At 61.7% G+C, this 25,184-nt stretch carries 21 protein-coding genes and 1 pseudogene; 8 read left to right on the top strand and 14 right to left on the bottom strand.

The features are described 5' to 3' along the window. The first annotated feature begins 21 nt into the window (after window positions 1–21). Complete coding sequence (locus ASF84_RS06930; protein ID WP_056836687.1) at window positions 22–2,421, top strand: TonB-dependent siderophore receptor; 2,400 nt, start codon at window positions 22–24, stop codon at window positions 2,419–2,421. Between the two features lie 249 nt (window positions 2,422–2,670). On the opposite strand, the gene ASF84_RS30140 is transcribed toward ASF84_RS06930, so the two are convergent. The 6 genes and pseudogenes from ASF84_RS30140 to ASF84_RS06955 all read right to left on the bottom strand — a co-directional run bounded on the left by ASF84_RS30140 (window position 2,671) and on the right by ASF84_RS06955 (window position 9,648). Then, on the bottom strand, window positions 2,671–3,492 hold the full coding sequence (locus ASF84_RS30140; protein ID WP_442963030.1) for a methyl-accepting chemotaxis protein: 822 nt from the start codon (window positions 3,490–3,492) through the stop codon (window positions 2,671–2,673). 36 nt (window positions 3,493–3,528) lie between these two features. Next, window positions 3,529–4,254, bottom strand: a pseudogene (locus ASF84_RS30145) (cache domain-containing protein); the annotation flags it as partial. 169 nt (window positions 4,255–4,423) lie between these two features. After that, window positions 4,424–5,677, bottom strand: a complete 1,254-nt coding sequence (locus ASF84_RS06940) for an OprD family porin (protein WP_056836608.1) — start codon at window positions 5,675–5,677, stop codon at window positions 4,424–4,426. A gap of 95 nt (window positions 5,678–5,772) precedes the next feature. Continuing rightward, window positions 5,773–7,077 carry a CitMHS family transporter gene (locus tag ASF84_RS06945; RefSeq protein WP_056836610.1) on the bottom strand — a complete coding sequence of 435 codons (1,305 nt, stop codon included), beginning with the start codon at window positions 7,075–7,077 and terminating at the stop codon, window positions 5,773–5,775. A 126-nt stretch (window positions 7,078–7,203) separates the two neighbouring features. Continuing rightward, window positions 7,204–8,514 carry a C4-dicarboxylate transporter DctA gene (gene dctA / locus ASF84_RS06950; RefSeq protein ID WP_056836612.1) on the bottom strand — a complete coding sequence of 437 codons (1,311 nt, stop codon included), beginning with the start codon at window positions 8,512–8,514 and terminating at the stop codon, window positions 7,204–7,206. A 51-nt stretch (window positions 8,515–8,565) separates the two neighbouring features. Beyond that, a complete protein-coding gene (locus ASF84_RS06955) occupies window positions 8,566–9,648 on the bottom strand; it encodes a 4-oxalomesaconate tautomerase (protein WP_056836614.1) in 1,083 nt (360 codons plus the stop codon). Between the two features lie 169 nt (window positions 9,649–9,817). Here ASF84_RS06955 and ASF84_RS06960 point away from each other — a divergent pair, with 169 nt between their 5' ends. Continuing rightward, a complete protein-coding gene (locus ASF84_RS06960; protein ID WP_056836616.1) occupies window positions 9,818–10,708 on the top strand; it encodes a LysR family transcriptional regulator in 891 nt (296 codons plus the stop codon). A 345-nt stretch (window positions 10,709–11,053) separates the two neighbouring features. After that, window positions 11,054–11,437 (top strand): nuclear transport factor 2 family protein, encoded by a 384-nt coding sequence (locus ASF84_RS06965; protein WP_056836618.1) that lies wholly within the window; start codon window positions 11,054–11,056, stop codon window positions 11,435–11,437. Between the two features lie 69 nt (window positions 11,438–11,506). On the opposite strand, the gene ASF84_RS06970 is transcribed toward ASF84_RS06965, so the two are convergent. Both ASF84_RS06970 and ASF84_RS06975 read right to left on the bottom strand, forming a co-directional pair. Next, the gene (locus tag ASF84_RS06970) at window positions 11,507–12,610 is read right to left on the bottom strand and encodes an alkene reductase (protein ID WP_056836620.1); all 1,104 of its coding nucleotides are present in this window, start codon (window positions 12,608–12,610) and stop codon (window positions 11,507–11,509) included. 189 nt (window positions 12,611–12,799) lie between these two features. Next, window positions 12,800–13,381 (bottom strand): TetR/AcrR family transcriptional regulator, encoded by a 582-nt coding sequence (locus ASF84_RS06975; protein WP_056836622.1) that lies wholly within the window; start codon window positions 13,379–13,381, stop codon window positions 12,800–12,802. A gap of 139 nt (window positions 13,382–13,520) precedes the next feature. Here ASF84_RS06975 and ASF84_RS06980 point away from each other — a divergent pair, with 139 nt between their 5' ends. After that, on the top strand, window positions 13,521–14,159 hold the full coding sequence (locus ASF84_RS06980) for a TetR/AcrR family transcriptional regulator (protein WP_056836624.1): 639 nt from the start codon (window positions 13,521–13,523) through the stop codon (window positions 14,157–14,159). Between the two features lie 8 nt (window positions 14,160–14,167). On the opposite strand, the gene ASF84_RS06985 is transcribed toward ASF84_RS06980, so the two are convergent. Together ASF84_RS06985 and ASF84_RS06990 are read right to left on the bottom strand one after the other, a co-directional pair. After that, window positions 14,168–15,427: a cation:dicarboxylate symporter family transporter gene (locus ASF84_RS06985; RefSeq protein WP_056836626.1), complete on the bottom strand. Its 1,260-nt coding sequence runs from the start codon at window positions 15,425–15,427 to the stop codon at window positions 14,168–14,170. A gap of 102 nt (window positions 15,428–15,529) precedes the next feature. Then, window positions 15,530–15,955, bottom strand: a complete 426-nt coding sequence (locus ASF84_RS06990) for a VOC family protein (protein ID WP_056836628.1) — start codon at window positions 15,953–15,955, stop codon at window positions 15,530–15,532. A 149-nt stretch (window positions 15,956–16,104) separates the two neighbouring features. Between ASF84_RS06990 and ASF84_RS06995 the strand changes: the two genes are divergently transcribed. Both ASF84_RS06995 and ASF84_RS07000 read left to right on the top strand, forming a co-directional pair. Further along, a complete protein-coding gene (locus ASF84_RS06995; protein WP_056836630.1) occupies window positions 16,105–16,977 on the top strand; it encodes a LysR substrate-binding domain-containing protein in 873 nt (290 codons plus the stop codon). Between the two features lie 143 nt (window positions 16,978–17,120). Continuing rightward, entirely contained in the window at window positions 17,121–17,549 is a 429-nt protein-coding gene (locus ASF84_RS07000; protein ID WP_056836633.1) for a nuclear transport factor 2 family protein, read from the top strand. Window positions 17,550–17,632: 83 nt separating this feature from the next. Here the strand turns inward: ASF84_RS07000 and ASF84_RS07005 are convergent, their stop codons facing one another. The 4 genes from ASF84_RS07005 to ASF84_RS07020 all read right to left on the bottom strand — a co-directional run bounded on the left by ASF84_RS07005 (window position 17,633) and on the right by ASF84_RS07020 (window position 21,787). Beyond that, the gene (locus ASF84_RS07005) at window positions 17,633–18,481 is read right to left on the bottom strand and encodes an ureidoglycolate lyase (RefSeq protein WP_056836636.1); all 849 of its coding nucleotides are present in this window, start codon (window positions 18,479–18,481) and stop codon (window positions 17,633–17,635) included. 35 nt (window positions 18,482–18,516) lie between these two features. Continuing rightward, entirely contained in the window at window positions 18,517–19,257 is a 741-nt protein-coding gene (locus tag ASF84_RS07010) for an SDR family oxidoreductase (RefSeq protein WP_056836637.1), read from the bottom strand. Beyond that, window positions 19,254–20,633 carry an MFS transporter gene (locus ASF84_RS07015; protein WP_056836639.1) on the bottom strand — a complete coding sequence of 460 codons (1,380 nt, stop codon included), beginning with the start codon at window positions 20,631–20,633 and terminating at the stop codon, window positions 19,254–19,256. Before ASF84_RS07015 ends, ASF84_RS07010 begins: the two co-directional genes overlap by 4 nt. Before the next feature lie 203 nt (window positions 20,634–20,836). Then, window positions 20,837–21,787 carry a LysR family transcriptional regulator gene (locus ASF84_RS07020; protein WP_056836641.1) on the bottom strand — a complete coding sequence of 317 codons (951 nt, stop codon included), beginning with the start codon at window positions 21,785–21,787 and terminating at the stop codon, window positions 20,837–20,839. 113 nt (window positions 21,788–21,900) lie between these two features. Between ASF84_RS07020 and ASF84_RS07025 the strand changes: the two genes are divergently transcribed. Both ASF84_RS07025 and ASF84_RS07030 read left to right on the top strand, forming a co-directional pair. Continuing rightward, window positions 21,901–23,091: a fumarylacetoacetate hydrolase family protein gene (locus ASF84_RS07025; RefSeq protein WP_056836643.1), complete on the top strand. Its 1,191-nt coding sequence runs from the start codon at window positions 21,901–21,903 to the stop codon at window positions 23,089–23,091. A 65-nt stretch (window positions 23,092–23,156) separates the two neighbouring features. Beyond that, a complete protein-coding gene (locus ASF84_RS07030) occupies window positions 23,157–24,941 on the top strand; it encodes an IlvD/Edd family dehydratase (RefSeq protein ID WP_056836644.1) in 1,785 nt (594 codons plus the stop codon). Window positions 24,942–25,184: the final 243 nt, after the last annotated feature.

Here is a 25,184-nt window from a genome sequence, read left to right on the forward strand (position 1 = left end):
GACCTCATGAAGACCGCCGCCATGCTTGTGCCCCTGCGCTTGACCCTTTCTCCCCTGGCCCTGGCCTTGAGCCTGACCGCACTCGACAGCGTGGCCGAACCGGCGCCGGCACCCGCCATGCGCCAGCAACTGCTCGATTTTGACCTGCCGCCTGCCGCGCTGGACGCGACCCTGACCGCCATTGCCCGGCAAGGCGGCCGGGGCATCGCCTTCAGTGCGGGGCTGACCCGTGGCCTGAAGGCTTCGGCATTGCGTGGTCGCTACAGCGCCGAGCAGGCCGTGCAACAAGTGCTGCAGGGTTTGCCGTTGCAGTTGAGCCTTACCCCCGGCGGCACCTTGAGCGTCGAGCCGCGACGTGAAGCCAGCGTGCAACTGGCGCCCATCGATATCCAGGGCTCAAGCCCTGCACAAGACGCCTGGGGTCCGGCCTACAGCCGCGTAGCCACCCGCAGTGCCAGCGCCACCAAAACCGATACGCCGCTGATGGAAACCCCGCAGTCGATCTCGGTGATCACCCGTGAAGCGCTGATCGAGCGCCAGCACAGCAGCCTGGCCGACGTGCTCAACTACACCCCCGGCGTAGTCGCCCAGCCCAATGGCTACAGCCGCGTGGCCGACGACTACCGCCTGCGCGGCTTCGACATCGGCCCGCGCACCGGTGGCGTGTTGCGCGACGGCATGAAAATGCAGAGCACCCAGTTCGAAGGCGGCCAGGAGCCCTATGGCCTGGAGCGGGTCGAGGTGCTCAAGGGTGCTTCCTCGGTGCTGTACGGCCAGTTGGCGCCCGGCGGCCTGGTCAATACCGTCAGCAAGCGCCCAACCCTCGGCCCGCTGCATGAAATCAACCTGGAATACGGCAATCACCAGCGCCGCCAGGTGTCCACCGACCACAGCGGCGCGCTGGACGACGAAGGCCGTTTCAGCTATCGCCTGACAGCGCTACAGCGTGACAGCGGCACCGCCTTTGATGCCATTGACGACGACAAAACCTATATTGCTCCGGCACTGGCCTGGCAAATCGCCGACGACACGCGCCTGACCCTGTTGGCCACCGCGCAACGCACCCGCACCACCCTGACCCCGCCGATGCGCTATGACCTGACGGTGTACAGTCCCGGCCCGGGCTACAAGGTGCCGTACGACCTGTTTGCCGGCGAGCCGGATTACGACGACTACGACGGCACCGTGCACACCGCCGGCTACCTGTTCGAGCACCGCTTCAATGAGCACTTGCAACTGCGCCAGGCAGTGCGTTACTTCGAGTCACGCGTCGACTACGACTACATCACCCTCAACACCAGCCGCATCAGCGGGCCGAACCTGTCGCAACTGTCGCGCAGCTATAACAGCCGCGAAGACCTGGCCACCGGCTGGACCAGCGACAACAGCCTGCAACTGGACCTGGACGCCGGCCGTTGGCAACACACCGTCCTGGCGGGCCTGGACTACTACCGCAAGACCTACGACAGCCACCGCTACAGCGGCAATGCCCCGGCGCTGGACCTTGCCAACCCGGTGTACGGCAACCTGCCGCAGGTTGATCGCAGCATTGATCGCGGTTCGGACCTGCATGCGCGGCAACTGGGCCTGTACCTGCAGGAGCAGGCAAAATTCGACCAGCACTGGGTGGGTTTGCTGGGCCTGCGCCAGGACTGGGCCGACAGCACCACGCGCACCTACCGCGACGGCGCCCGGACCACCACGGACGACAGCCAGCTCACCGGCAGAGTGGGCCTGGTGTACCTGACCGACAACGGCGTGGCGGCCTATGTGAGTTACAGCCAGTCGTTCCTGCCGGCCAGTGGCAGTGGCAGCGATGGCAAGGCCTTCAAGCCCACCGAGGGCGAGCAGTACGAGATCGGCCTGCGTTACCAGCCGGCCGACCGCGAGCTGCTGATCAGTGCGGCGCTGTACCAGTTGACGCAAAGCAATGTCACCAGTTCGATTCCAGGCTCGGACTTCGACGAGCAGACCGGCAAGGAGCGCAGCACAGGCCTTGAAATCGAGGCCAAGGGGCAACTGAGCGAAAACCTGGGGTTCAGCGCCGGCTACGCCTACACCGACGCCCATGTCATCGCCGACAACGACGCGCATCTGGAGGGCTCACGCATCGAAGGCACGCCTTACCACAGCGCGTCGTTGTGGCTGGACTACCGCCTGGCAGCGCTGGGCCTGCGCGACGTCAGCGTCGGCGCCGGCGCACGCTACAACGGCACCACCCACACCCTGCCCAGCATCAGCGACCGCAAGATTGCCGCCTACACCCTGTTCGATGCGCGCATCAGCTACGCACTGGACGCGCACTGGCAACTCAGCGCCCGCGCGCAGAACCTGACCAACGAACGCTATATGTATTGTGCCAACTCCTGTCGCTATGGCGACGAGCGCAGCCTGGTGGGCGCCGTCAGCTATAACTGGTAGCACTCACGGGCACGCTGCCAACGCGGGGCTGGCTGTAGGAGCGCGCTTGCCCGCGACCGGCTGCGTTAGCAGTCGTAAATTTGTGGCGTTTCCAAGATTTTGCGGTCATTCGCTGTAGATTTTCAGCGTTGCGAAAATTTTGCGAGCGCTTCGCACTCGGTCGCGGGCAAGCGCGCTCCTACCTGGCCCCATGTCTGCTGCACGACAGCGCGGTGTCAGCGACACAGGATACCCAATAAAGGCATTAAGTCAGATCCTGAACTGCCCCAATAGCTGCTGCAGGCGATGGCCGATGGTGTGCAGCGCCTCACTGGTCTGGACACCGGTACGGGTCTGTTCGGCGACGCTGTCGATGGCGTCGGCAATCTGATGCACGCTGTGGTTGATCTCGTGGGCCACCGCGGTCTGCTCCTGGGCCGCGCCGGCAATGTGTGCGTTCATTTCGTTGATAGTGCCGATCAGCCCGACGATGGTGCCCAACGCCTGGCCGGCCTGGGCCGCCTGGGTGCTGGCGCCCTGCCCGGCGTCGCTGGACTGCTGCATCGAGCCCACCACGCTGGCGGTGGTCCGCTCCAGGGTTTCGAGGGTGGCCTGGATTTGCTGGGTGCTGCGCTGGGTGTGGCTGGCCAGTGCACGCACTTCATCGGCCACCACGGCAAAGCCGCGCCCCGCGTCCCCGGCCCGGGCGGCCTCGATGGCGGCATTGAGCGCCAGCAGGTTGGTCTGGTCGGCAATCGAGCGGATCACATCCAGCACGGTGACGATGGCCGCCACATCGTTCTGCAAACTGTGCAGCGAGCCGCCGGCCTCGGACAGGCTGGCGGTCAGCGCCTGAATGCGGGTATGGCTGTCGTCTACCACCTGGCGGGCGTAGCGCGATTGCTGGTCGGTTTCCAGGGCCGCACCCGAGGCACTGCGCGCACTGGCCGCCACTTGCAAGGCGGCAGTCGACATCTGGTTGATCGCAGCGGCCACCTGCTCGGCTTCCTGACGCTGCACGGTCATGGCCTGGTCCATCCGCGCGCTCTGCCCGGCCACCTCGCCCACCGCCTGGTCCAGTTGCCCGGCCATGTCGACGATCTGGCTGACCAGACCGTGAATCTTGTCGACAAAGGCATTGAACGACACCGCCAGTTGCCCCAGCTCATCACGGCCGGTGACTGGCAGACGGCGGGTCAGGTCGCCTTCGCCGGCAGCGATTTCATCCAGGTGCGCACGCATGCGCATCAAGGGCCGCAAGCTGTTGTTGGTCAGCCAGAGCGCCAAGGTCGCAATGACCAGCAGCAACACCAGCGCGGCAAGCGCCACCCCGGTCACCAGGCTGCGCACCCGCTCGGCAACGTGTTCGCGGACTTCGGCGACCTGGCTTTCGATACGGTCCAGGTTCACCGCCGTGACCACCACCATGTCCCATTTGGCCAGGTAGAAACTGTAGGCGAGCTTGGGCACCACCTGATCGGTGCTGACCAGGGCCCCGGCATAATTGACGTAATGTTGCTGGTTCTTGGCCGCCGCAACCATGTCGCGGTTGAGGTACACGCCGTTGCGGTCCTTGCGCTCGCTCATGTTGACGCCAACACCCTCGCGGCTGTCGCCGCGAAACAGGCGCACCACCTGGCTGTCGTAGCCAATGAAGTAGCCGTCGTCGCCGTACTTGATCTTTGACAGCCGGGCAATGGCCTGCGCCCGGCTGGCCCGGTCACCCTCGGCGGCCGGTTCGTACAGGTCGGCCACGGCGGTGCGGGCGATGCTGGCGTAGTCCTTGAGCTGCGCCCGGCTTTGCTCAAGCAGCCGCTCACGGGTTTCAAGCACATCCTGTTCGGCGCGCTCCATCAGCGTGGAACGGATGGCGACACCGATCAGCAGGGCAAAAAACAGCACCGGCAATACGGTCAGCAGCAGTATTTTCGATTTGAATGACACCGTTTGCGCTCTCTGTCCAGGCGGATGAATACTTGCTCCCTGCCGGGCACGCACCGCGGTGCATGCCCTGGACTGCGCTCTACCAGAGGGCAATGTCGTAGGTCAGGTAAAGCCGGTTGCTGTCGCGTCCGCGCGAGAAGTCGGAGCGGTAGACGTAGTTGCGCAACTTCACGCCCAGCCCCTTGAAGCTGCCGGACGGCACGACGTAGGCCAGCTCGGCATCGCGCTCCCATTCCTTGACGGTGGTGTTGGACTTGCCGTCATTGCCGCTCAGGTAACGGGTCGAGAAGGTCAGGCCCGGCACGCCCAGTTGCTTGAAGTCGTAGGCATAGCCGAGCATCCAGGTTTTCTCGTCTTCCTCGATGAACTTGCCGATGCCGACGTTGCTGAAAGAGTACACCGTGGCGCCGCTGATATACGGCAGGCCGGCATCGCCACTCAGGGCCTGGTAACCGGCGTTGAAGGTGTGGCCGAGCAAGGCGTACGACAACTGGCCGCTGAGCATGTGGTTGTCGACCTTGCCATCGTAGGCCGCGCCGGTGTCATTGCTCTGGAAATAGCGCAGGTCGCTGGTCAGCACCCCGGCGCCCAACGGCAGGTCATGCTGGATGCCCGCAAAGTGCTGCCGGTAGAAGTTTTCCAGCTCGCCGAAGAAATAACTCAGGCGCACGGTCTTGCCCAGCTTGTACTCGGCGCCGGCATAGCTGAAGTCACCCGTATGGGCACCGCTGTAGCCATCGGGCCTCAGGCCCACACTGTCACTGGAGTCACGCAGCTTGAAGCGATCAAGATGGCCGCCCGACAGGGTCAGGTTCTCGATGTCGGTGCTGCTGACGCTGGCGCCCTGGTAGGTTTGCGGCAACAGGCGTGCGTCGTTGTAGATCAGCACCGGTGTGCGCGGCAGCAAGGTGCCGTACTTGACCGTGGTTTTGGCAAATCGGGCCTTGGCGGTCATGCCGGCACTGGAAAACTCATCGGCCGCACGGCCATCGGCGTGCACCGGCAACAGCCCGGTGCCGCTGCGGCCACGGCCGGAGTCGAGCTTGACGCCCAGCAAGCCGATTGCATCAAGGCCAAACCCCACGGTGCCCTGGGTGAAGCCGGACTGGTAGTCGAGCAGAAAGCCCTGGGCCCATTCGGTACGTTCGCTCTTGGCGGTGCGTGCCGCGTTGGCACTCAGGCCGTGTTCATCACGAAAGTTCTCGTTGAAATACACGTTGCGCAATTGCAGCTTGAGCTTGCTGTCATCGATAAAGCCTTCGGCGCCGGCGGTGGCCACCGGCAACAGCGCCAACAGGGGATACACGGCACCACGGGTGAGCAAAGTGTTCATGGCAAACGACTCATTGTTGTTATTGAGGACGCAGCCCACCGCACGCCTTCTATATAAAGAAGGCGTTTTACGGAGGGATCAAAAAGGCAGGAGACTCAGACGAACAGGCTGATGGCGCCGGTCAGCAGGGCCAGGGCGGTAATCACCAGGGAGGTGAGCACCGCCCACTTGACCGTGGCCCGCTGGAAATCACCGATGTCGCGGTCGACCATGCCGACCAGCAACAACGTCGAGGCCACCAGCGGGCTCATCAGGTGCACTGGCTGGCCGAGGATTGAGGCGCGGGCGATTTCCAGCGGCGAAATACCGTAGGCCGCGGCGGCATTGGCCAGGATCGGCACCACGCCAAAGTAGTAGGCATCGTTGGACAGCACGAAGGTCAGCGGCATGCTGGTGATCGCCACCACCAGCGGGAACAGGTGGCCCCACGACGGCGGAATCCATTCGACCAGGGTTTGCGCCATGGCATCGACCATCTTGGTGCCCGAGAAGATGCCGGCGAAGATACCGGCGGCAAACACCAGCAGCACCACGGTCATGGCATTGCCCGAATGCGCCAGGATGCGCTCTTTCTGGATGTCCAGTTGCGGGTAGTTGATCATCAGGGCGATGACGAAGCCGATCAGGAACAGGACGGCCGAGTGCATGACGCCCATCACCAGCGCGATCATGACCGCGATGACCAGCGCCAGGTTGACGTAGGCCAGCTTCGGACGCTTGTGCGGGGTGTCGCCGAGGATCTCGTTGATGTAGCAGTTGCCGCCGCCGCTTTGCAGCTCGATATTGCCAATGCGCTTGCGCTCGGCACGGCCCAGCAGGAAGGCGGTGAACACCACCCACATCGCGCCGCCGATCATGGTCGGCAACAACGGCACGAAGTATTCGCCGGCATCCAGCCCCAGCGCTGCGATGGCCCGTGTCGCCGGCCCGCCCCACGGGGTCATGCCGCTCATGATGCTCAGCGACAGCATGGCGATAGTGGCCAGGATCATCGGGTTCATGCCGATGCGCTTGTACAGCGGCAGCATGGCCGCACAGGTGATCATGTAGGTGGTAGTGCCGTCGCCGTCCAGGGCGACTACCAGCGACAGCAAGGCGGTGCCGATAGCGATTTTCATCGGGTCGCCGTTGACGCGCTTGAGGATCTTGCGGATCAGCGGGTCGAACAGGCCGGCATCAATCATCAGGCCGAAGAAAAGGATGGCAAACAGCAGCAGCGCCGCCGAGGGCGCCACCATTTTCAGGCCGTCGAGCATCATTTTTCCGGTGGTCGGGGCAAAGCCGCCGATCAGCGCGAACACGATGGGCACCAGGGTCAGGGCGACGATGGGCGAGAGGCGTTTACTCATGATCAGGTAGGTGAACACCACGACCATGGCCAGGCCGAGCAGAGCGAGCATAGGAAATTCTCTTTTTGTTATTGGCTGCTTGGCCGATGCGCAGGCGCACGGCCTCCCGAGCGCCAGGCTTCCCGATGATGGGAGCCCGGCGCCTGTGTTTTCAAGGCGTTATTGGGGGTAAGGCGGTTAGCTGTGTCGGGCGGACGCCTGGGTGTCCCAGGACTCAGCAGTGGCGTTGACCGGTTCAGTGATCTTGCCGTCGAGCGTGTCCTGCAGCACCTGGCGGTCGCAGCCCTTTTCCGACAGCGCGATGACCACGGTGGCCACGGCATTGCTGGCCAGGCTGGTCAGGGCCCGGGCTTCGGACATGAAGCGGTCGATACCGATCAGCAAGGCCAGGCCTGCCAGAGGAATGTCGTGGATCACAGTCAGGGTCGAGGCCAGTGCCACGAAGCCGCTGCCGGTCACCCCGGCGGCGCCCTTGGACGAGAGCAGCATGATTGCCAGCATGGTGATCACCTGCCCGGCGCTCAGGTCGATGTTGCAGGCCTGGGCAATGAAGATGGCCGCCAGCGACAGATAGATGGCCGTGCCGTCGAGGTTGAACGAGTAGCCGGTGGGCAACACCAGGCCGACGATGCTTTTCTTGCAGCCCAGGGCCTGAAGTTTTTCCAGCATGCGCGGCATCACCGGCTCCGTCGAAGAGGTGCCCAGGACCACCAGGAACTCTTCACGGAAATAACGCAGCAACTTCCACAGGCTGAACCCGTGGGCCCGGCAAATGCTGCCCAGCACCACAAAGACGAAGAAACCGCAGGCGACGTACAGGGTCATGATCAGCTTGGCCAGCGACCCCAGTGAGGTGATGCCGTACTGGCCCACGGTAAAGGCCAGGGCGCCGAATGCGCCGATCGGGGCGAAACGCATCAGGTAGGCGAAGATCTTGAACACCATGTGCGAGGCCGATTCAAGCACCGTCAGCACCGGCTTGCCACGCTCGCCCAGCGATGACAGGGCAAAGCCGCTGAGCACGGCAATGAACAGCACCGGCAACACTTCACCCTTGTTGAACGCACCGATGAAGGTGTCGGGGATGATGTGCATGAAGAACTCCACCACGCTCAACTTCGCCGCCGAGTCGGTGTACTGCGACAAGCCCTGAGTGCTCAGGCGGCTGGGGTCGATGTTCATGCCCGCGCCTGGCTGGAACAGGTACACCGCGCCCAGGCCGATGAACAGGCTGATCACCGTCAGCCCCAGAAACAGCAGCAGGGTCTTGCTCAGCAGGCGGCCCAGCGAACGCTTGTCGCTCATGCCGGCAATGCCGGTGACGATGGTGCAGAACACCACCGGCGCGATCATCATCTTGATCAGCTTGATGAACGCATCACCCAGCGGCTTCAGGGCCACGGCCTGCTGCGCCCAGAAGTGCCCGACCAGCACCCCCAGAATCACGGCGCAGACAATCTGGAAGTAGAGCGATTTGACAACTTTCATGGCATCACCCGTTTTTTAGAATTGTGCTGATGCAAAACCGTACTGGCAGCCTCAGCCGGCCAGGCGTTGCGAAGCAGGTGCATAGACGAAACCGGAGAACAACCGGCGTGCCGTGCGCACCACAGAGGCGCGAATGGTATCGGCGTTTTCACCCGTGTACGACAAAACAACATCGATGCCGCCACTGGGGTGTTCGATGCGCACCTGTTGCAGGCGCGGTTCATCCGCCAGGTCCAGCATGGCGGCCACGACACTGCCGGGCGTCACGCAGGCGGTGGCAAGACCGATGGAACCGGTAATGGCCAGTGCCCGATGGCAGTTGTGCGGCATGAAATAGCGCACCGACAAGGTGCCGTCAGCGAACGGCCGTGACACCAGTACCGGCTTTGGAATCACTTTCTGGCTGACATCGCCCAGGCCCATGGCCAGGCCCGCTTGCAGGCGCAGGCTTTCCAGACGCTTGAGAAATTCGCTGTCGGCGTCCAGCTGTGCCGGTGTTTCATTCCCACGCTTGCCCAGATGAGCGGCTTCGATCAGCATCATCGGCATGGCCATGTCGATGCAGGTTACCGGCACACCGTCGATGACATCCTGGGTGTTGCCGGTCGGGAACAGTTTGCCGGTCTTGCTGCCGGCGGCATCGAGAAAGGTCAGTTTTACCGGCGCTGCGGTGCCAGGCACGCCATCAATGGCGGTGTCGCCTTCATAGCTGACCAGCCCACTGGGGGTGTGAACCTCGGAATTGACGAAGGTGCCGGTGTTGAGGTTGCGGATGCGCACCAGGGTCGAATCGCCCGTGGCCTTGACCAGGCCCTGCTCGACGGCAAAAGGCCCGACAGCGCACAGCATGTTGCCGCAATTGGGCGCGGTGTCGACACGACGCTCGGCGACCATCACTTGCACGAACAGGTAATCGACATCGGCGTCGGCATGCAACGACGGGCTGACAATCGCCACCTTGCTGGTCTGCGGGCTGCCACCGCCAATGCCGTCGATCTCCAGTTCATGACCGGAGCCCATCAGGTTGAGCAGCAGCTCGTCGCGTTCTTCGACGGCAACCGGCAAGTCCCAGGCCAGGAACACAGGCCCTTTGGAGGTGCCGCCACGCATCAGTACACAAGGAATTCGTTGCATGACTACTGACTCTTGCTAATCAATCGAGGTTTTTGATGTTCTTTGAGCAAGAATGTCAGGGAAATTAGCGTCATTCAAATGCAAAGATCGGAGTGATTATTGCGATCCATGCATGATTGCTTTAGTGTGGACATTGTCTGCCTGCCCGCTTCGACCTTGAGGTCAAACCATGGAATATGAGCTTCAGGACATCCGATCTTTCGTGAAAATCGCCGAACTTGGCAGTTTCCACGAGGCGGCCGATGCCCTTCACTTGTCACAACCAGCGTTGAGCCGACGGATCAAAAAGCTTGAAGAGGGTCTCGGTACGACCCTGCTTGACCGCACGACACGCAAGGTCAGCCTGACCAGCGTCGGGCGGGATTTCCTGCCCAAGGCGCGGCGTCTGCTGGACGATTTCGACGACTCGATCCTGAATATCCGCGAGCTGGCCGAGCGTCAGGTCGGTCAGGTCACCCTCGCCTGCATTCCCACGGCGGCGTTCTATTTCCTGCCCTCGGTGATTCGCCTGTACAACGAGCGCTACCCGAAGATCCGCATTCGCCTGCTCGACCTCAGCGCCAACGAAGGCCTGGAAGCGGTGTTACGCGGCGAGGCGGATTTTGGCATCAACATGATGAGTGGCCAGCACCCGGACATCGAGTTCGTGCCACTGGTCAACGAACCTTTTGTCCTGGCCTGCCGGCGCGACCATGAACTGGCCAGCCGCACGTCCATCACCTGGTCGGAGCTCAGTGATTACCGGCTGATCGGGGTGGGTCGCCTGAGCGGCAACCGCATGCTGCTGGACCACGCGTTGTCCGCCCTGAGCTGGCGCCCGCAGTGGTTTTATGAAGTTCAGCACCTGTCGACTTCGCTGGGCATGGTCGAGGCCGGGCTTGGGGTGTCGGCCATGCCCAGCCTGGCCATGCCGGCCGCCGATCACCCGACCCTGGTGAGCATTCCGCTGAGCGACCCGGTGGTCAACCGCACACTGGGCCTGGTGTACCGGCGCGGCGCCTCGCTGTCACCGGCGGCGGAAAAGTTCGTGTCGATTCTGCTGGAACAATGGCCGCAGTGAGGTACAAGGCCGCCTTGTAGGAGCGCGCTTGCCGGAATGCCGGACCACCGCGACCGGCTGCGTAGCAGTCGTAAAATTGTGGCGTTTCCGAGATTTTGCGAGCGCTTCGCACTCGGTCGCGGGCAAGCGCGCTCCTACAAGCGTTGAGTCTAATATTCAATAAAATCAATGATTCATTTTTAAGCTGATAAGGAAGAACAGCACGGTCAAGTGCTGACTGTAACCCTTGGAAACGGCGGGAATCATGTGGGCCTGAATAAACCCCGATACTATTTGTAGTAATCACTATAGAATTCGATGGCAGCTTATCGATCACTACAGATATACCCATTCAGGAGCCCTACCATGACCCACCCCACCTACGTGCAGGAATACAACGCCATCGTTACCGTGCTCAACCAGTACAACGAAGGCGGCAAACAGGCACAGAGCAGCCTCATGAAACCGGCATTCAGTGAGCAGGCCACTCTCTTCGGTGTCGATGCCGAACAAAAACTCACAGGCGGCCCCATCCAGGGCTTGTTTGACATCATCGACAGTGCCTTTCGCCCTTCTCCCGAAGCACAGAGTGCCATCGTTAATATCGATATCGTCGGCACCGCTGCCAGCGCGCGTATCGACACCAATGACATTTCCGGCTTCTGCTTTACCGATTTCTTCAATTTGCTGAAAGTCGAAGGCCGCTGGACGGTAGTCAGCAAGATCTACCACACCCACGTCGCGCCCTGATCCCAAGCCTGCGACAGACCACTGCCCGGAGAAGCCGGGCAGTGGTTCGGGCTCAGCAAGCTGGCATCATCAATAGTTGCCCGGCGGCCAGTCGGTGTAGCCCTTGGCACCGCCGCCGTAGTAGCTCTCATGCGGGGCAATGGCCAACCCGGCACCCTGGCGCAGACGCTCGACCAGGTCCGGGTTGGAAATGAACAGGCGTCCGAAGGCGACAGCGTCGATCCGGCCTTGCGCCCGGCGCTGGATGGCCATCTCCAGGTCGTAGTTGTTATTGCCAATGAACGGCCCGTTGAACTGCCCGCTCAACGCGTCCAGGTCCACACCGGCCGGTACTTCGCGCGAGGTGGCTGTGGCGCCTTCGACAACGTGCAGATACGCCAGATCGAACGCATTGAGCTGCCGGATCAGATAGCCGTACATTGCCATGACATTGCTGTCCGGCGGCGTGTTACCGGCATCCGGTGTCACCGGCGACAGGCGAATCCCCACCCGCTCATGGCCCCAGACCTTCACGACGGCGTCGGTCACTTCCAGCGTCAGCCGGGCGCGGTTCTCGATCGAGCCACCGTATTGATCAGTACGCCGGTTGGTGGAGTCGCGCAGGAACTGGTCGAGCAGGTAGCTGTTGGCCGAGTGCACCTCGACGCCATCGAAACCTGCGCGCCTGGCGTTTTCGGCGGCATGCCGGTACTGGTCGATGATGCCGGGGATTTCATCCGTTTCCAGGGCACGGGGCGTCGACACCGGGACAAAACCCTCGGTGGTGTAGGTATTGCCTTCGGCCTTGATGGCCGATGGTGCTACCGGCGCCGCACCATCGGGTTGCAACTGCACACTGGAAAACCGGCCTACGTGCCAGAGCTGGCAGACGATTTTACCGCCGGCGGCGTGTACCGCCTCGGTCACCTTCTGCCAGCCAGCCACCTGTGCATCGTTCCAGATACCCGGTGTGGCGGCATAGCCACGGCCTTGCGCAGAAATATTGGTCGCCTCGGCGATGATCAGCCCGGCGCTGGCGCGCTGGGCGTAATACAGCGCATGCAGCTCACCCGGCACACCGTCCTCGGCATAGCGGCTACGGGTTACCGGTGCCATGACGATGCGGTTGGCCAGCGTAAGGGCACCCAGGCTGACGGGGTTGAACAGATCGGTGCGCCATGCGTTATCGGTCATGTCTGAACTCATATGAATAGACCAGTCGTCTACTTTATTGCCAAAAAAAACGGCGCAGGGCCTTGGCCACCTCGCCATTTACAGAAGACCGTCATGCTAACTATGAATAGACCAGTCGTCTACAGAAAAAACCACAGGTGCTTTCATCAAGATCCGACAACAAGGGCATAGGGCAAATGGTCTGAAACGCTATGACAGCAGCCGCTGGCTCATCTGCATCGCCGCTTCGAACGGCTGTGCCGAATGCTGCAACTTGACCATCAACGAAGCGCCCAGCCACAACTGATAAAGCGAGTCAGCCAGCAGCGCTGCCTCCAGACCAGAGTTGATCGAGCCGTCGGCCTGACCCCGCTCGACGCCTTGGCGGATACGCTGGATGATCATGGCCGTACCTTTTTCCAGAACACCCCGCATGTCTTCGGACAGGTCGCAGACTTCGGCACCTAGCTTGACCACCAGGCACTTCTGATCGGTGTGGTCGAGCACTTGGGTCTCGGCCCAGTAGCGCAGATAGCCCAGCAAGCGCTCGGCCCCTGTGCCCGTGGCGTTCAGCAGCGCGTCTACGCGACCGATGTAGTCCTGGAAATACGCTTCGAGCAAGGCCTGCCCGAAGACTTCCTTGGATGCAAAATAATGGTAGAACGAGCCCTTGGGAACGCCGGCCGCCCCGAGCAGTTCGGTCAGGCCGACAGCGGTATAGCCTTTATGGGTCATGAGCGTGCGAGCGACATCGAGGATGTGCTGACGCATATCGGGTTGGTTTTTTTTCATGGTGGCCCGGATGCTATCAAAAAACCCCCGCACCGTCAGTAACGGCTCGATAACCGACCACACAGGGCGCACCGTGCAGCCCGTTCGCAGAAGCGGTTTTGTGTATGATCAACGCCTGTGTTTCAAGGCCATCAGATCCATGACCGATACCCCCCTGCCCTCTGCGCCTCGCAGCAAGGGCCGCCCCCGTGCCTTTGACCGTGACCAGGCTTTGTTACAGGCCTTGGAGGTGTTCTGGAAGCGCGGCTATGAGCCGGCGTCGATCGCCGAGCTGTGCACCGCCATGCACATCAACCCGCCCAGCCTCTATGCCGCTTTCGGCAACAAGTCCAGGCTGTTCCTGGAGGCGGTCGAGCACTATGAAGCCACGTTCTGGGACGCGACCTGGATGCGCATGGACAGCGAACCGGACGTGGTGCGTGCCATGGGCGATTTTTTCCACTCATCAGCTTCGATCCTGACCGAGCCCCTGGCACCCTGCGGGTGCATGGTGGTGCTGGCGGCGGTCAACGTCTCGGACGATGCCGCCTCGGTCAGCGCCGCCCTCAAGGCTCTGCGCCAGGAGGGCCGCGACTGCCTGCAGCAGCGTCTGGACCGTGCCATCGCCGACGGGCAACTGCATGCGCAGACAGACACCCGCCTGCTGGCCGCCGCGCTTAACACGCTGTTGGAAGGCATGTCGCTGCAGGCCCACGACGGCGTCAGTCGTGAAGACCTGCAGAGCATCGGTGCAACGGCCGTGGCCATGCTTGCCCCCCATCGAGTGACGGCTCGCTGAAGCAATGCTCAGCCCGGCTGCCCGGTTTTTTCGGGGACATTGCGAACCAGCTCGACCTTTTCCCAGCGGGCGATCACCAACGGTGCAATGGCGTTGCCCAGCACGTTCAGGGTCGTGGTACCGCTGTCGATGATGCGGAAGATGCCGGCAATCAGGGCCACGCCCTCAAGCGGCAGGCCGGCCGAGGCCAGGGTCGCGGACAGAATGATGATCGCAAACCCCGGCACGCCGGCGGCGCCCTTGGAGGTCAGCACCATGGTCACCACCAGCAGGACCTGCTGCGACAACGACAGGTCGATGCCGTACAACTGCGCCACAAAGAGGGTTGCCACCCCTAAAAAGATCGACGCGCCATCCAGGTTGAAGGCATAACCCACCGGCACCACAAAGCTGACAATACGCCGGGGTACGCCATAGGCTTCAAGTTTGTTCATTAATTGCGGCATGACCGCCGCCGAGGCAGCACTGGAAAAGGCCAGGATCAATTCGTCGCGGAAATACCTGATCAAGGCAAAGATGTTTTCGCCCAGCCAATAGCAAATCCCGCCCAGCACCACCAGTGCAAACATGACCAGCGCCAGATACACCACTGCGATCAGTTTCAACAGGGGCAACAGCGAAGCGAAACCAAAGGTGGCCACGGTCGCACCGATCATGCCGAACACCCCGATCGGCGCATACACCATGACGAAACTCACGACCTTGAACATGGCGTCGCTCAGTCCCTGGACCACCGTAATGACCGGTGCACTTCGTTCTCGTGGCAAGGCATTGAGCGCCATGCCCAACAGCACTGAAAAGAACAAAATCGATAACAGTTTCGCCTCGGTCAAGGCAACAAAGATATTGTCCGGGACAATGTTCTGCACAATCACCAGCGCGCCCTTGGAGGGCTCGGTTTTCAAGGCCACCGTGGCCGTGGTCATTCCGGAGATGTCCGTGCCGACACCTGGCTCGAACAGGTTGGCCAGGCACAGGCCCAGTACGATCGCCAGGCTGGTAATAGCAAAGAAGTAAGCCATGGCCTTGGCGCCCATGCGGCCAAATGACGTGTTATCACCGCCGCCGGCGATCCCCAGGATCATGCAACAGAACACAATGGGCACCACGACCATCTTCATCATGCGAATAAAGATATCGCCCAGGGGCTTGAGGATCTCTGCACTGACCCATTGCTGGTAAAGAGGATGGTTGTTCAAGTACCAACCGACAAGCACGCCAAGCAACAGCCCGGCAACGATTTGCCAAACCAGGGGTATACGCTTCATGTCCAGTCTTCTTATTGGAGTGGGAGAGCGGCGTTAGCTAAAAGCCGTAGCGCGACAGATAAAGCGCCCCACGCCGTGGGGCGCTTTATCAGAAGAGGTGACTTACCTGGCAAACAATTGGCTCATGTCCTTGAATGCCTTGAACTCAAGGGCATTGCCGCACGGATCGAACAGGAACATGGTCGCCTGTTCGCCCACCTGGCCTTTGAAACGAATATAGGGCTCGATCACAAACTCGGTGCCGAACGACTTCAAGCGCTCCGCCAACGCTTCCCACTGTTCCCATTGCAGGATGATGCCGAAGTGCGGCACCGGGACATCATGGCCATCGACCGGGTTGCTGTGCACGCTTTCTTGGGAGGCGGTCTTGGGGTGTTCGTGAATCACCAGTTGGTGGCCGTAAAAGTTGAAGTCGACCCATTGCGCGCTGGAGCGACCTTCTTCCAGGCCGAAGACTTCACCGTAAAAAGCGCGGGTCGCGGCCAGGTCATAAACAGGGATTGCCAGGTGAAAAGGAGAAAGGCTCATCGGGAACTCCACGGTGTCGTTTTTATCGAGGATGTGATTCAGCCGCCTGAACGTCATGACGCTGCGGTGCTGATAGGTAAAAGAGTAAGCTTCACCACTCAATAAAAAAAACAATATGATTTTGTGATTAGCGCAAAGGAAATTTGTACATGATCCGTGAGCTCAAGACCCTGATTGCCGTTGCGCGTGAAGGCACGTTTGCCGCCGCCGCCCACCGTGTCGGTCTGACCCAGGCAGCCGTCAGTGCGCAGATGCAGCGGCTGGAAGCGGAGCTGGGGTTTGAACTGTTCGACCGCACCGGGCGGGCGGCGCATTTGAATGGTCGTGGCCAGGAAATGCTGTTGAAGGCGCAAACACTGGTGCAGATGTACAACGAACTGGGCCACAGCAGCCCGGGTGTGCCGGCCTCGACCCTGCTTACCATTGGCGCGATCGTGTCGATCCAGCGCAATGTGCTGCCCGATGCACTGGCGCGTTTTCACACGCAATTTGCCCAGTGCCGTACGCGGATTGTGCCGGGGGTGTCGATGGCGCTGGTCGACCTGGTGGATGCCGGCGAGATCGACATGGCGGCGATCATCCGTCCGCCGTTTTCACTGCACCGTGACTTGACCTGGACGGCGCTGGCCAGCGAACCCTATTGCCTGATCGTGCCCCAGGGCACGCCGGGTGATGACTGGTTGACCCTGCTGTCGACCCAGCCGTTCATCCGCTACGACCGCACCTCGTTCGGCGGTCGGCAGGTCGAGCGCTTCCTGAAACAAATGCATCTGCGGCCCCGCGAGGTGTGCGAGCTGGATGAACAGGAGGCCATCGTCAAGCTGGTGGCCAAGGGGGTGGGCGTGGCGCTGGTACCGCATATTCACGGCACGGTCTGGCCGGCCTCGGTGCGGGCACTGCCCTTGGGCGTGCACACCTTTCACCGCGACGTAGGTCTGGTGCACCGCGCCAGCGCCCGGCTCGATCCCCAGGCCGACGCGCTGGCGGCGCTGATTGTCGAGGCGGCAGGCCTGACGCGCTAACCTCCGGAACGCCTTCTTTGGTCTTACAAACGGTTGCATTTACGCTCACTAGACAGGCAGAATCCTTCGCGTTGTACGATGACGTACAAATACGATCATCTGCGACGTTTCGTTTCCGATAAATACAACAAAAGGATCTGAGCATGAAAAAGCTGAAATTGCTGGTAGGTTTCCTGTGCCTGTTCACCGGCTATGTCGCCGCCGCAACCAGTGATGAAAACGATGTTGCCACCGCTGTGGACAAGCTGACCCAAGCCATGTGGCACAAGGATATACCGCAGCTCAAGGCGCTGACCGCCGACAACCTGACGTATGGGCATTCAAGCGGCAACATTCAGGACAAGCAGGCGTTCATCGCTGATATCGAGACCGGTAAAAGCGCCTTCAACGAGCTGAAAATGCTTAACCAGAAGATCATCATGTCCGGGGATGTGGCGCTGGTGCGCAACCACTTTTCGGCTCAGGCAGTAAACAGCGGAAAAGTAGTGCCCACTGAAATCGAAAACTTTCAGATCTGGCAGAAGCAGAGCGGCCAGTGGTTGTTGATCGGTCGTCAGGCCTTTCGCTTCTGATCGCTGCGTCTAGCCGGACCTGTGTCGCCAGCACTGACTCAAGGGTGCTGGCGACACTGCCAGGCAATGCCAGCCAATACCGGTCAGTCGGCCTGCACCGTCATTTGCCGTTGCTCACCCAGCCCATCGATGCCCAGGCGGATGGTCTGCCCAGCCCGCAGGAACACCGGGGTCGGCTTGATGCCCAGGCCGACGCCCGGTGGCGTGCCGGTGGAAATCACATCCCCCGGTTGCAGGCTCATGCAGCGGCTCAGGTAGGCAATCAGGTACGGCACGTTGAAGATCAGTGTGCGGGTGTTGCCCTGCTGGTAACGATGGCCGTCCACTTCCAGCCATAGATTCAAACCATGCGGGTCGGGTATTTCGTCGCGGGTCACCAGCCACGGCCCCAGCGGACCGAAGGTGTCAAAGCCCTTGCCTTTGTCCCAGGTGCCACCACGCTCCAGTTGCCACTCGCGCTCGGAGACATCATTGATCACGCAATAACCGGCGACGTGGTCCATCGCATTGGCCTCATCGATGTAACGCCCGCCCTTGCCGATCACCACGCCCAGTTCCACCTCCCAGTCGGTCTTGAGCGAGCCTCGGGGGATTTCGATGTCGTCGTTGGGCCCACAGATGGCACTGGTCCATTTGTTGAAGATGATCGGCTCTGCCGGAATGTCCATGCCCGATTCGGCGGCATGATCCGCGTAGTTCAGGCCGATGCAGACAAATTTGCCGACCTGCCCGACACAAGCGCCCAGGCGTGGCGCCCCCGACACCAGCGGCAGGCTGGTCGGGTCGATGCTGGCCAGCATGGCCAGGCTGGCAGGACTCAAGGCCGGCCCTGCGATATCGGCCACATGGGCAGACAGGTCGCGCAGCTGGTTATCGGCATCGAGCAGTCCGGGTTTTTCAAAGCCTTTGTCGCCATAACGAAGCAGTTTCATGGGTTCTCCTGGTGTGGCTGAAGAAAAAACGGGGGTCAGATACTCATACCGCCATCGATCACATGCAGGCTGCCGGTGGTGTAGGCGCTGGCGTCGGAGCCGAGGTACAGCACCAGGCTGGCGATTTCTTCGGCGCTGCCGATGCGTCCCATGGGCTGACGGGCCAGGAACTGCTGGTACACCTGCTCCTGACTCACGCCCTGCTGCTCGGCCTGTGCGGCAATGCGGGCGCGCAACGACGGGGATTCCACGGTGCCGGGGCAAATGGCATTGCAGCGTATGCCCTGGCTGACGAAGTCGGCCGCCACCGCCTTGGTCAGGCCGACCACCGCCGCCTTGCTGGCCGCATAGGCAAAGCGGTCGGGGACGGCCTTGACGCTGGAGACCACCGACGCCATGTTGATGATCGAGCCACCGCCGCGCTTGAGCATACCGGGCAAGAACGCACGGATGGTGCGGTACATGGCGGTGACATTCAGGTCCATCGAGCGCTGCCAGGCCACCTCATCGCAGGCCATGATGCTGCCGGCATGCACGAAACCGGCACAGTTGAACAGCACATCGATCGGGCCCACCTGCTCACTCAAGGCCAGGATCGCAGGCGCCGAGGTGACATCCAGCGTCAACGCCTGCAACCCTGCTATGCCGTGCAGGCCGGTAATGTCCACATCGGTGGCAATCACCTCGGCACCGGCGGCGACGAAGGCTTTGGCGCTGGCCAGGCCGATGCCCTGCCCCGCAGCGGTAATCAATACGCGCTTGTTGTTCATGTTCATGCCTTTTCCATCGCCAGTGTGGAAGGAAGGGCCGACGTCGTGTCGGCGTGCCTGCTGAGCATGCTGCGCGGAATGCTCAGGATCAGCCCGCCGCAGATGAACAGGCTCACTGCCAGCACATAGGTGCCATTGTTGATGTTGCCGGTCAGGGTTTCGGCCGTGGCGGTGATCATCGAGCCGGCAAAGCCCGACAGGTTGCCAAAGGCATTGATCATGCCGATGCCGGCGGCGGCTGCGACGCCCGACAGCAAGGTGCCCGGCAGGGTCCAGTAGATGGGCATCAGGCTGAGAATCCCGGAGGCCGCCACGGTCAGGAACAGCACCGACAGCACCAGGTCATGCGCGAAGTACGCACTGAGCATCAGGCCTATACCCCCTATGAAGGCCGGGATGGCCGCATGCAGGCGACGCTCGCCGGTGCGGTTGGAATGGCGGGCATTGAGCAGCATCACCACCATGGCCACGCCATACGGAATAGCGGTCAGCAGGCCGATCTCCAGGCTGCTGGTGACCCCGGCGCTCTTGATGATCGAGGGCATCCAGAACGCCAGCCCGTAGAAGCCGGTATTGAAGGTCAGCAGGATCAGGATGAGCAACCACACCTTGGGGTTGAAGAACACGTCGCTCAGGCGCGAGACCTTGCCGGCATTTTCGCGAACGAGATTGGCCTTGAGCAGCGCCTTTTCCTTGTCGTCGAGCCACTTGGCCTTGTCGATGCCATCGCACAGGAAAACGATCACCACAAAGGCCATGATGATCGAGGGCACGCCTTCGATCAGCAGCATCCATTGCCAGCCGGCCAGGCCATGCACGCCTTGCATGGCGGTCATCAGCCAGCCCGAAAGCGCGCCGCCCAGGGTCAGGCTGATCGGCAGGGCAATGAGAAACCCGGACATCACCCGGCTTTGCCGATGGGTCGGAAACCAGTAGTTCAGGTAGAGGATCACGCCCGGGAAAAAGCCCGCCTCACACACCCCCAGCAAAAACCGCAAGGTGTAGAACATGGTGCTGGCCTGGACGTTGAAAACCCCGGCCAGCGGCACGGTGAAAGCCACCGCCATGGAAATGACCGCCCAGGTCAGCATGATGCGCGCAATCCAGAAACGCGCGCCAAAGCGATGCAGCAACAGGTTGCTTGGCACTTCGAACAGGAAATAGCCCCAGAAAAACATACTGGCGCCCAAGGCATAGACCGTATTGCTAAATTGCAGGTCGTTGAGCATGTCCAGCTTGGCGAAGCCGATGTTCACCCGGTCCAGGTAGGCGGCGATGTAACACAGCAACAACACCGGCAGGATTCTGAAGATGACCTTGCGGTAGGTGCGTTCCTCGAAGGCCGGATCGGGGGCGTGCGAATGCGCTGAATCTGGTTGCATGGAGTTAACCCTTGGGCATGCGTGCATGCCTGATTGTTTTTATTGAGTCGGGTTGTCGCCAGGCCCTGTACCCGGCGTTGTCACCGTTACAGGGCAGCCATGCGTGTGTGCCTGGCCGTGCGGCAATGGCCAGTAATCTATGCCATGCACTGATTCGATCCCAATGGCATTTGTGGATTAAACGATAACGCCTGGTTATTGAATCAATCCTGCTTGTCCTGCACATGCGCAGCGTTATGCAGCAGGATATCGGCGAATTCGCGCACTGGTCCGGCCAGTGGCTCGCCTTTACGGGTCAGGATGCCGTAGTACTGCGGCGTCAGGTAAAGCGGCGTATCAAGGCGCTTCAATAACCCACTCTCGACCTGCGCCTGGACCATGGCGTCAGGCAGCATGCCGATCATGGGGCCGCTCTGCAGGACTTTGAGGAAGGTCTGCATCGAGATGGTCTCGATGGTATTGCGCGGCACCTCGACATTGGCCTCGGCAAACACCCCTTCCATCTGCCCGCGAATCGGCGTGCCCTTGGGGTAGAACATCCAGGGCCAGTCCACCAGCTGCTGCAGGGTCATAGGCCCGGCCTCGCACAAGGGGTGCCGGCTGTTGACCACAATGCAGAACGGCTCGGGTGCCAGCGCCTGGAAATCGTAGCGCTGGCGCTGGCTTTGCTCGGTAAAGCGCCCGATCACCAGGTCCAGGGTGCGTTCTTCGAGCATGGCCATCAGGTGGTCGCTGGTCTGCTCTACCACCTCGATGGCCAGCAGCGGCCAGCGCGCCTTGATCTGCACAATGGCCTCGGGCAGCACCACGGCGGTGGCGGCAAAGATGCCGCCCACCTTGAGATGGCCATGGCCACCGGCACTGAGGTTATTGATGCGCTCGACAAAGGTGCGGGCATCGTTCAAGGCCAGTTGCGCATAACGCACCACCTCGGCGCCCAGCGGCGTGGGGACCATGCTGCGCGGCAGGCGTTCGAACACGGCAAAGCCCAACAGGCTTTCGATTTCCTTGAGCATCTTGCTCAGGGCCGGCTGGCTCAGGTTCATCTGCTCGGCCGCATGGTGCATGTTGCGCGTGCGCTCCAGCGTGTCGATCAGGTTCAGGTGGCGAAACTTGAACCAGTTGCAGAAATTGGAAAAGGACACGTCCGACATGAAGGGCTCCAGCAGCTCAATAACTTGAGGTTATCGAATATTGAAAATATGCCATTGGAGTTTATCCACGCCTCCCCCTAGCGTGAAGCCTTCATGAATCAGGAACACCCATCATGTCGACTCGACTGACCCTGCAAAACACCCTGCCCGAGGACGCTGAACGCGCGACCCTGATCGGTCGTGCCTGGATTCCGGGGCCGATTGCCGGCCCTTCGCCTGTCGTGCTGCGCGCGGACGGTGTTTTCGATCTGTCCGAGCGTTTTGCCACGCTCAGCGAACTACTGGAGCTCGACGCACCCCTTGAAGCGGTGCGCACCACACCGGGCCGGTTCATTACCAGCGTCGAAGCACTCCTGGCCAATACCGGCACACACGCCGACCCCGAACAGCCCTTCCTCCTGGCACCCATCGACTTGCAAGTGATCAAGGCGGCGGGCGTGACCTTCGCTGCCAGCATGATCGAGCGGGTCATCGAAGAAAAAGCCGGCGGTGACGCTGCCAGGGCTGAAAACGTGCGAGCCATTGTACGGACGGCCATCGGCGACAACCTGCGGGCCGTCAAGCCCGGTTCCGACGCCGCCCTGCGGCTCAAGACCCTGCTGATCGAACAGGGCATGTGGTCGCAATACCTCGAAGTGGGCATTGGTCCGGATGCCGAAATATTCACCAAGGCGCCCATCCTGTCCGCGGTCGGCAGCGCCAGCGAGATCGGTATTCATCCAGGCTCGCAATGGAACAACCCCGAGCCGGAAGTGGTGCTGGCCGTCAACAGTCGCGGGCAGATTCACGGCGCCACGCTGGGCAACGACGTCAACCTGCGTGACGTTGAAGGCCGCAGTGCGCTGTTGCTGGGCAAGGCCAAGGACAACAACGCCTCCTGCGCCATTGGCCCGTTCATTCGCCTGTTCGACGAACACTTCGACCTGGACGCGGTGCGCACCTGCATCGTCGACTTGCAGGTCAGCGGCCCTGAGGGCTACCAGTTGCGCGGTTCCAGTTCCATGGACCAGATCAGTCGCGACCCGCAGGACCTTGCCCACCAGACGCTCAATGCCTGCCATCAGTATCCTGACGGTTTCGTACTGTTTCTCGGCACCTTGTTTGCGCCCACCGAAGACCGCGATCACCCGGGTGCCGGCTTTACCCACAAGCCAGGTGACCAGGTATGCATCAGCAGCCCGTTGCTGGGCAGCCTGCGCAATACGGTTACCACCAGCGATGCGGCCGCGCCCTGGACCTTCGGGGTCGGCGCGCTGCTGCGTAACCTGAGTGCCCGGCAGTTGCCAGGCCCTCAACAGCGCTAGACTCCGTCGCGGTTCGGCGACCACCGGCCCGACGATTGCCCCCCAACAATAAAGAGAACACCACCATGACCCCCTCCAAGCGCCCGCTGCGCAGCCAGCTCTGGTTTGATGACCCCGACCACGCCGACATGACCGCCCTGTATGTCGAGCGCTACATGAACTACGGCCTGACCCGCAGTGAATTGCAATCGGGACGCCCGATCATCGGCATTGCCCAGACCGGCAGCGACCTGACACCGTGCAACCGGCATCACATCGAACTGGCGCAACGGGTCAAGGCCGGCATTCGCGATGCCGGTGGCATCCCCATGGAATTCCCGGTGCACCCGATTGCCGAACAGAGCCGGCGCCCCACTGCGGCGCTGGACCGTAACCTGGCGTACCTGGGGCTGGTCGAAATCCTGCATGGCTACCCGCTCGACGGGGTGGTGCTGACCACCGGCTGCGACAAGACCACGCCTGCCTGTCTGATGGCGGCCGCCACCACGGACCTGCCGGCCATCGTGCTGTCGGGCGGCCCCATGCTGGACGGGCACCACAAGGGCGAGCTGATCGGCTCGGGCACGGTGTTGTGGCATGCCCGCAAACTGATGGCCGCCGGCGAGATCGACTACGAAGGCTTCATGGAAATGACCACGGCGGCGTCGCCTTCGGTGGGTCACTGCAACACCATGGGCACCGCTCTGTCGATGAATGCGATTGCCGAAGCGCTGGGCATGTCGCTGCCGGGCTGCGCGAGCATTCCCGCCCCCTACCGCGAGCGCGGCCAGATGGCCTATGCCACCGGCAAGCGCATTTGCGAACTGGTGATGCAGGACGTGCGTCCCTCGCAGATCATGACCCGGGAGGCCTTCGAGAATGCCATTGCCGTCGCCTCGGCCCTGGGCGCCTCCAGCAACTGCCCGCCGCACCTGATCGCCATCGCCCGGCACATGGGCGTCGAATTGAACCTGGAAGACTGGCAGCGCATTGGCGTGGACATTCCGCTGCTGGTCAACTGCATGCCGGCCGGCAAATACCTGGGTGAAGGCTTCCATCGTGCAGGCGGTGTGCCGGCGGTGATGCACGAACTGCAAAAGGCCGGGCGCCTGCACGAACAGTGTGCCACGGTCAGCGGCCAATGCATCGGCGAGATCGTCGCTGCGACGGTGACCAGCAACACCGACGTGATCCTGCCTTACGACCAACCGCTCAAGCACAGTGCGGGGTTCATCGTCTTGAGCGGCAACTTCTTCGACAGCGCCATCATGAAGATGTCGGTGGTGGGCGAAGCGTTTCGCAAGACCTACTTGTCCGAGCCGGGCGCCGAGAACAGCTTCGAGGCACGCGCCATTGTCTTCGAAGGGCCTGAGGACTATCACGCCCGTATCGACGACCCGAGCCTGGACATCGACGAGCGCTGCATCCTGGTGATCCGCGGCGCCGGCACCGTGGGTTATCCGGGCAGTGCCGAAGTGGTCAACATGGACCCGCCCAAGGCGCTGATCAAGCAAGGCATCACCTCCCTGCCCTGCCTGGGGGACGGTCGTCAGAGCGGTACGTCAGCCAGCCCGTCGATTCTCAACATGTCACCTGAAGCGGCCGTTGGCGGCGGCCTGGCGTTGTTGCAGACCCACGACCTGCTGCGCGTGGACCTCAATGCCCGCTCGGTCAACCTGCTGATCGACGAACAGGAAATGGAGCGCCGCCGCGCCGCCTGGACACCGAACATTCCGGCCTCGCAAACGCCCTGGCAGGCGCTCTACCGGCAACTGGTCGGGCAACTGTCCACCGGCGGCTGTCTGGAACCGGCGACCCTGCACATGCGCATCATCGCCCGCAGCGGCGGGATTCCCAGGCATTCGCACTGACCCCGCCCCCCCAGTCGCGCAGCAAACATGGGGCGGTGGTAGGAGCGCGCTTGCCCGCGACCGAGTGCGTAGCGCTCGCAAAATTGATGAAACGCTGAAAGTGAACAGATGTGAACACATTCAAACTCTGCGAAACGCCACAAATTTACGACTGCTACGCAGCCGGTCGCGGGCAAGCGCGCTCCTACAAGGGTGAATTTAATATTCAATAAAATCAGTGAGTTATTTTTTTGAGAGAGCGGC

The sequence above is a fragment of the Pseudomonas sp. Leaf127 genome (assembly GCF_001423155.1).
Taxonomy (GTDB): Bacteria; Pseudomonadota; Gammaproteobacteria; order Pseudomonadales; family Pseudomonadaceae; genus Aquipseudomonas; species Aquipseudomonas ovata.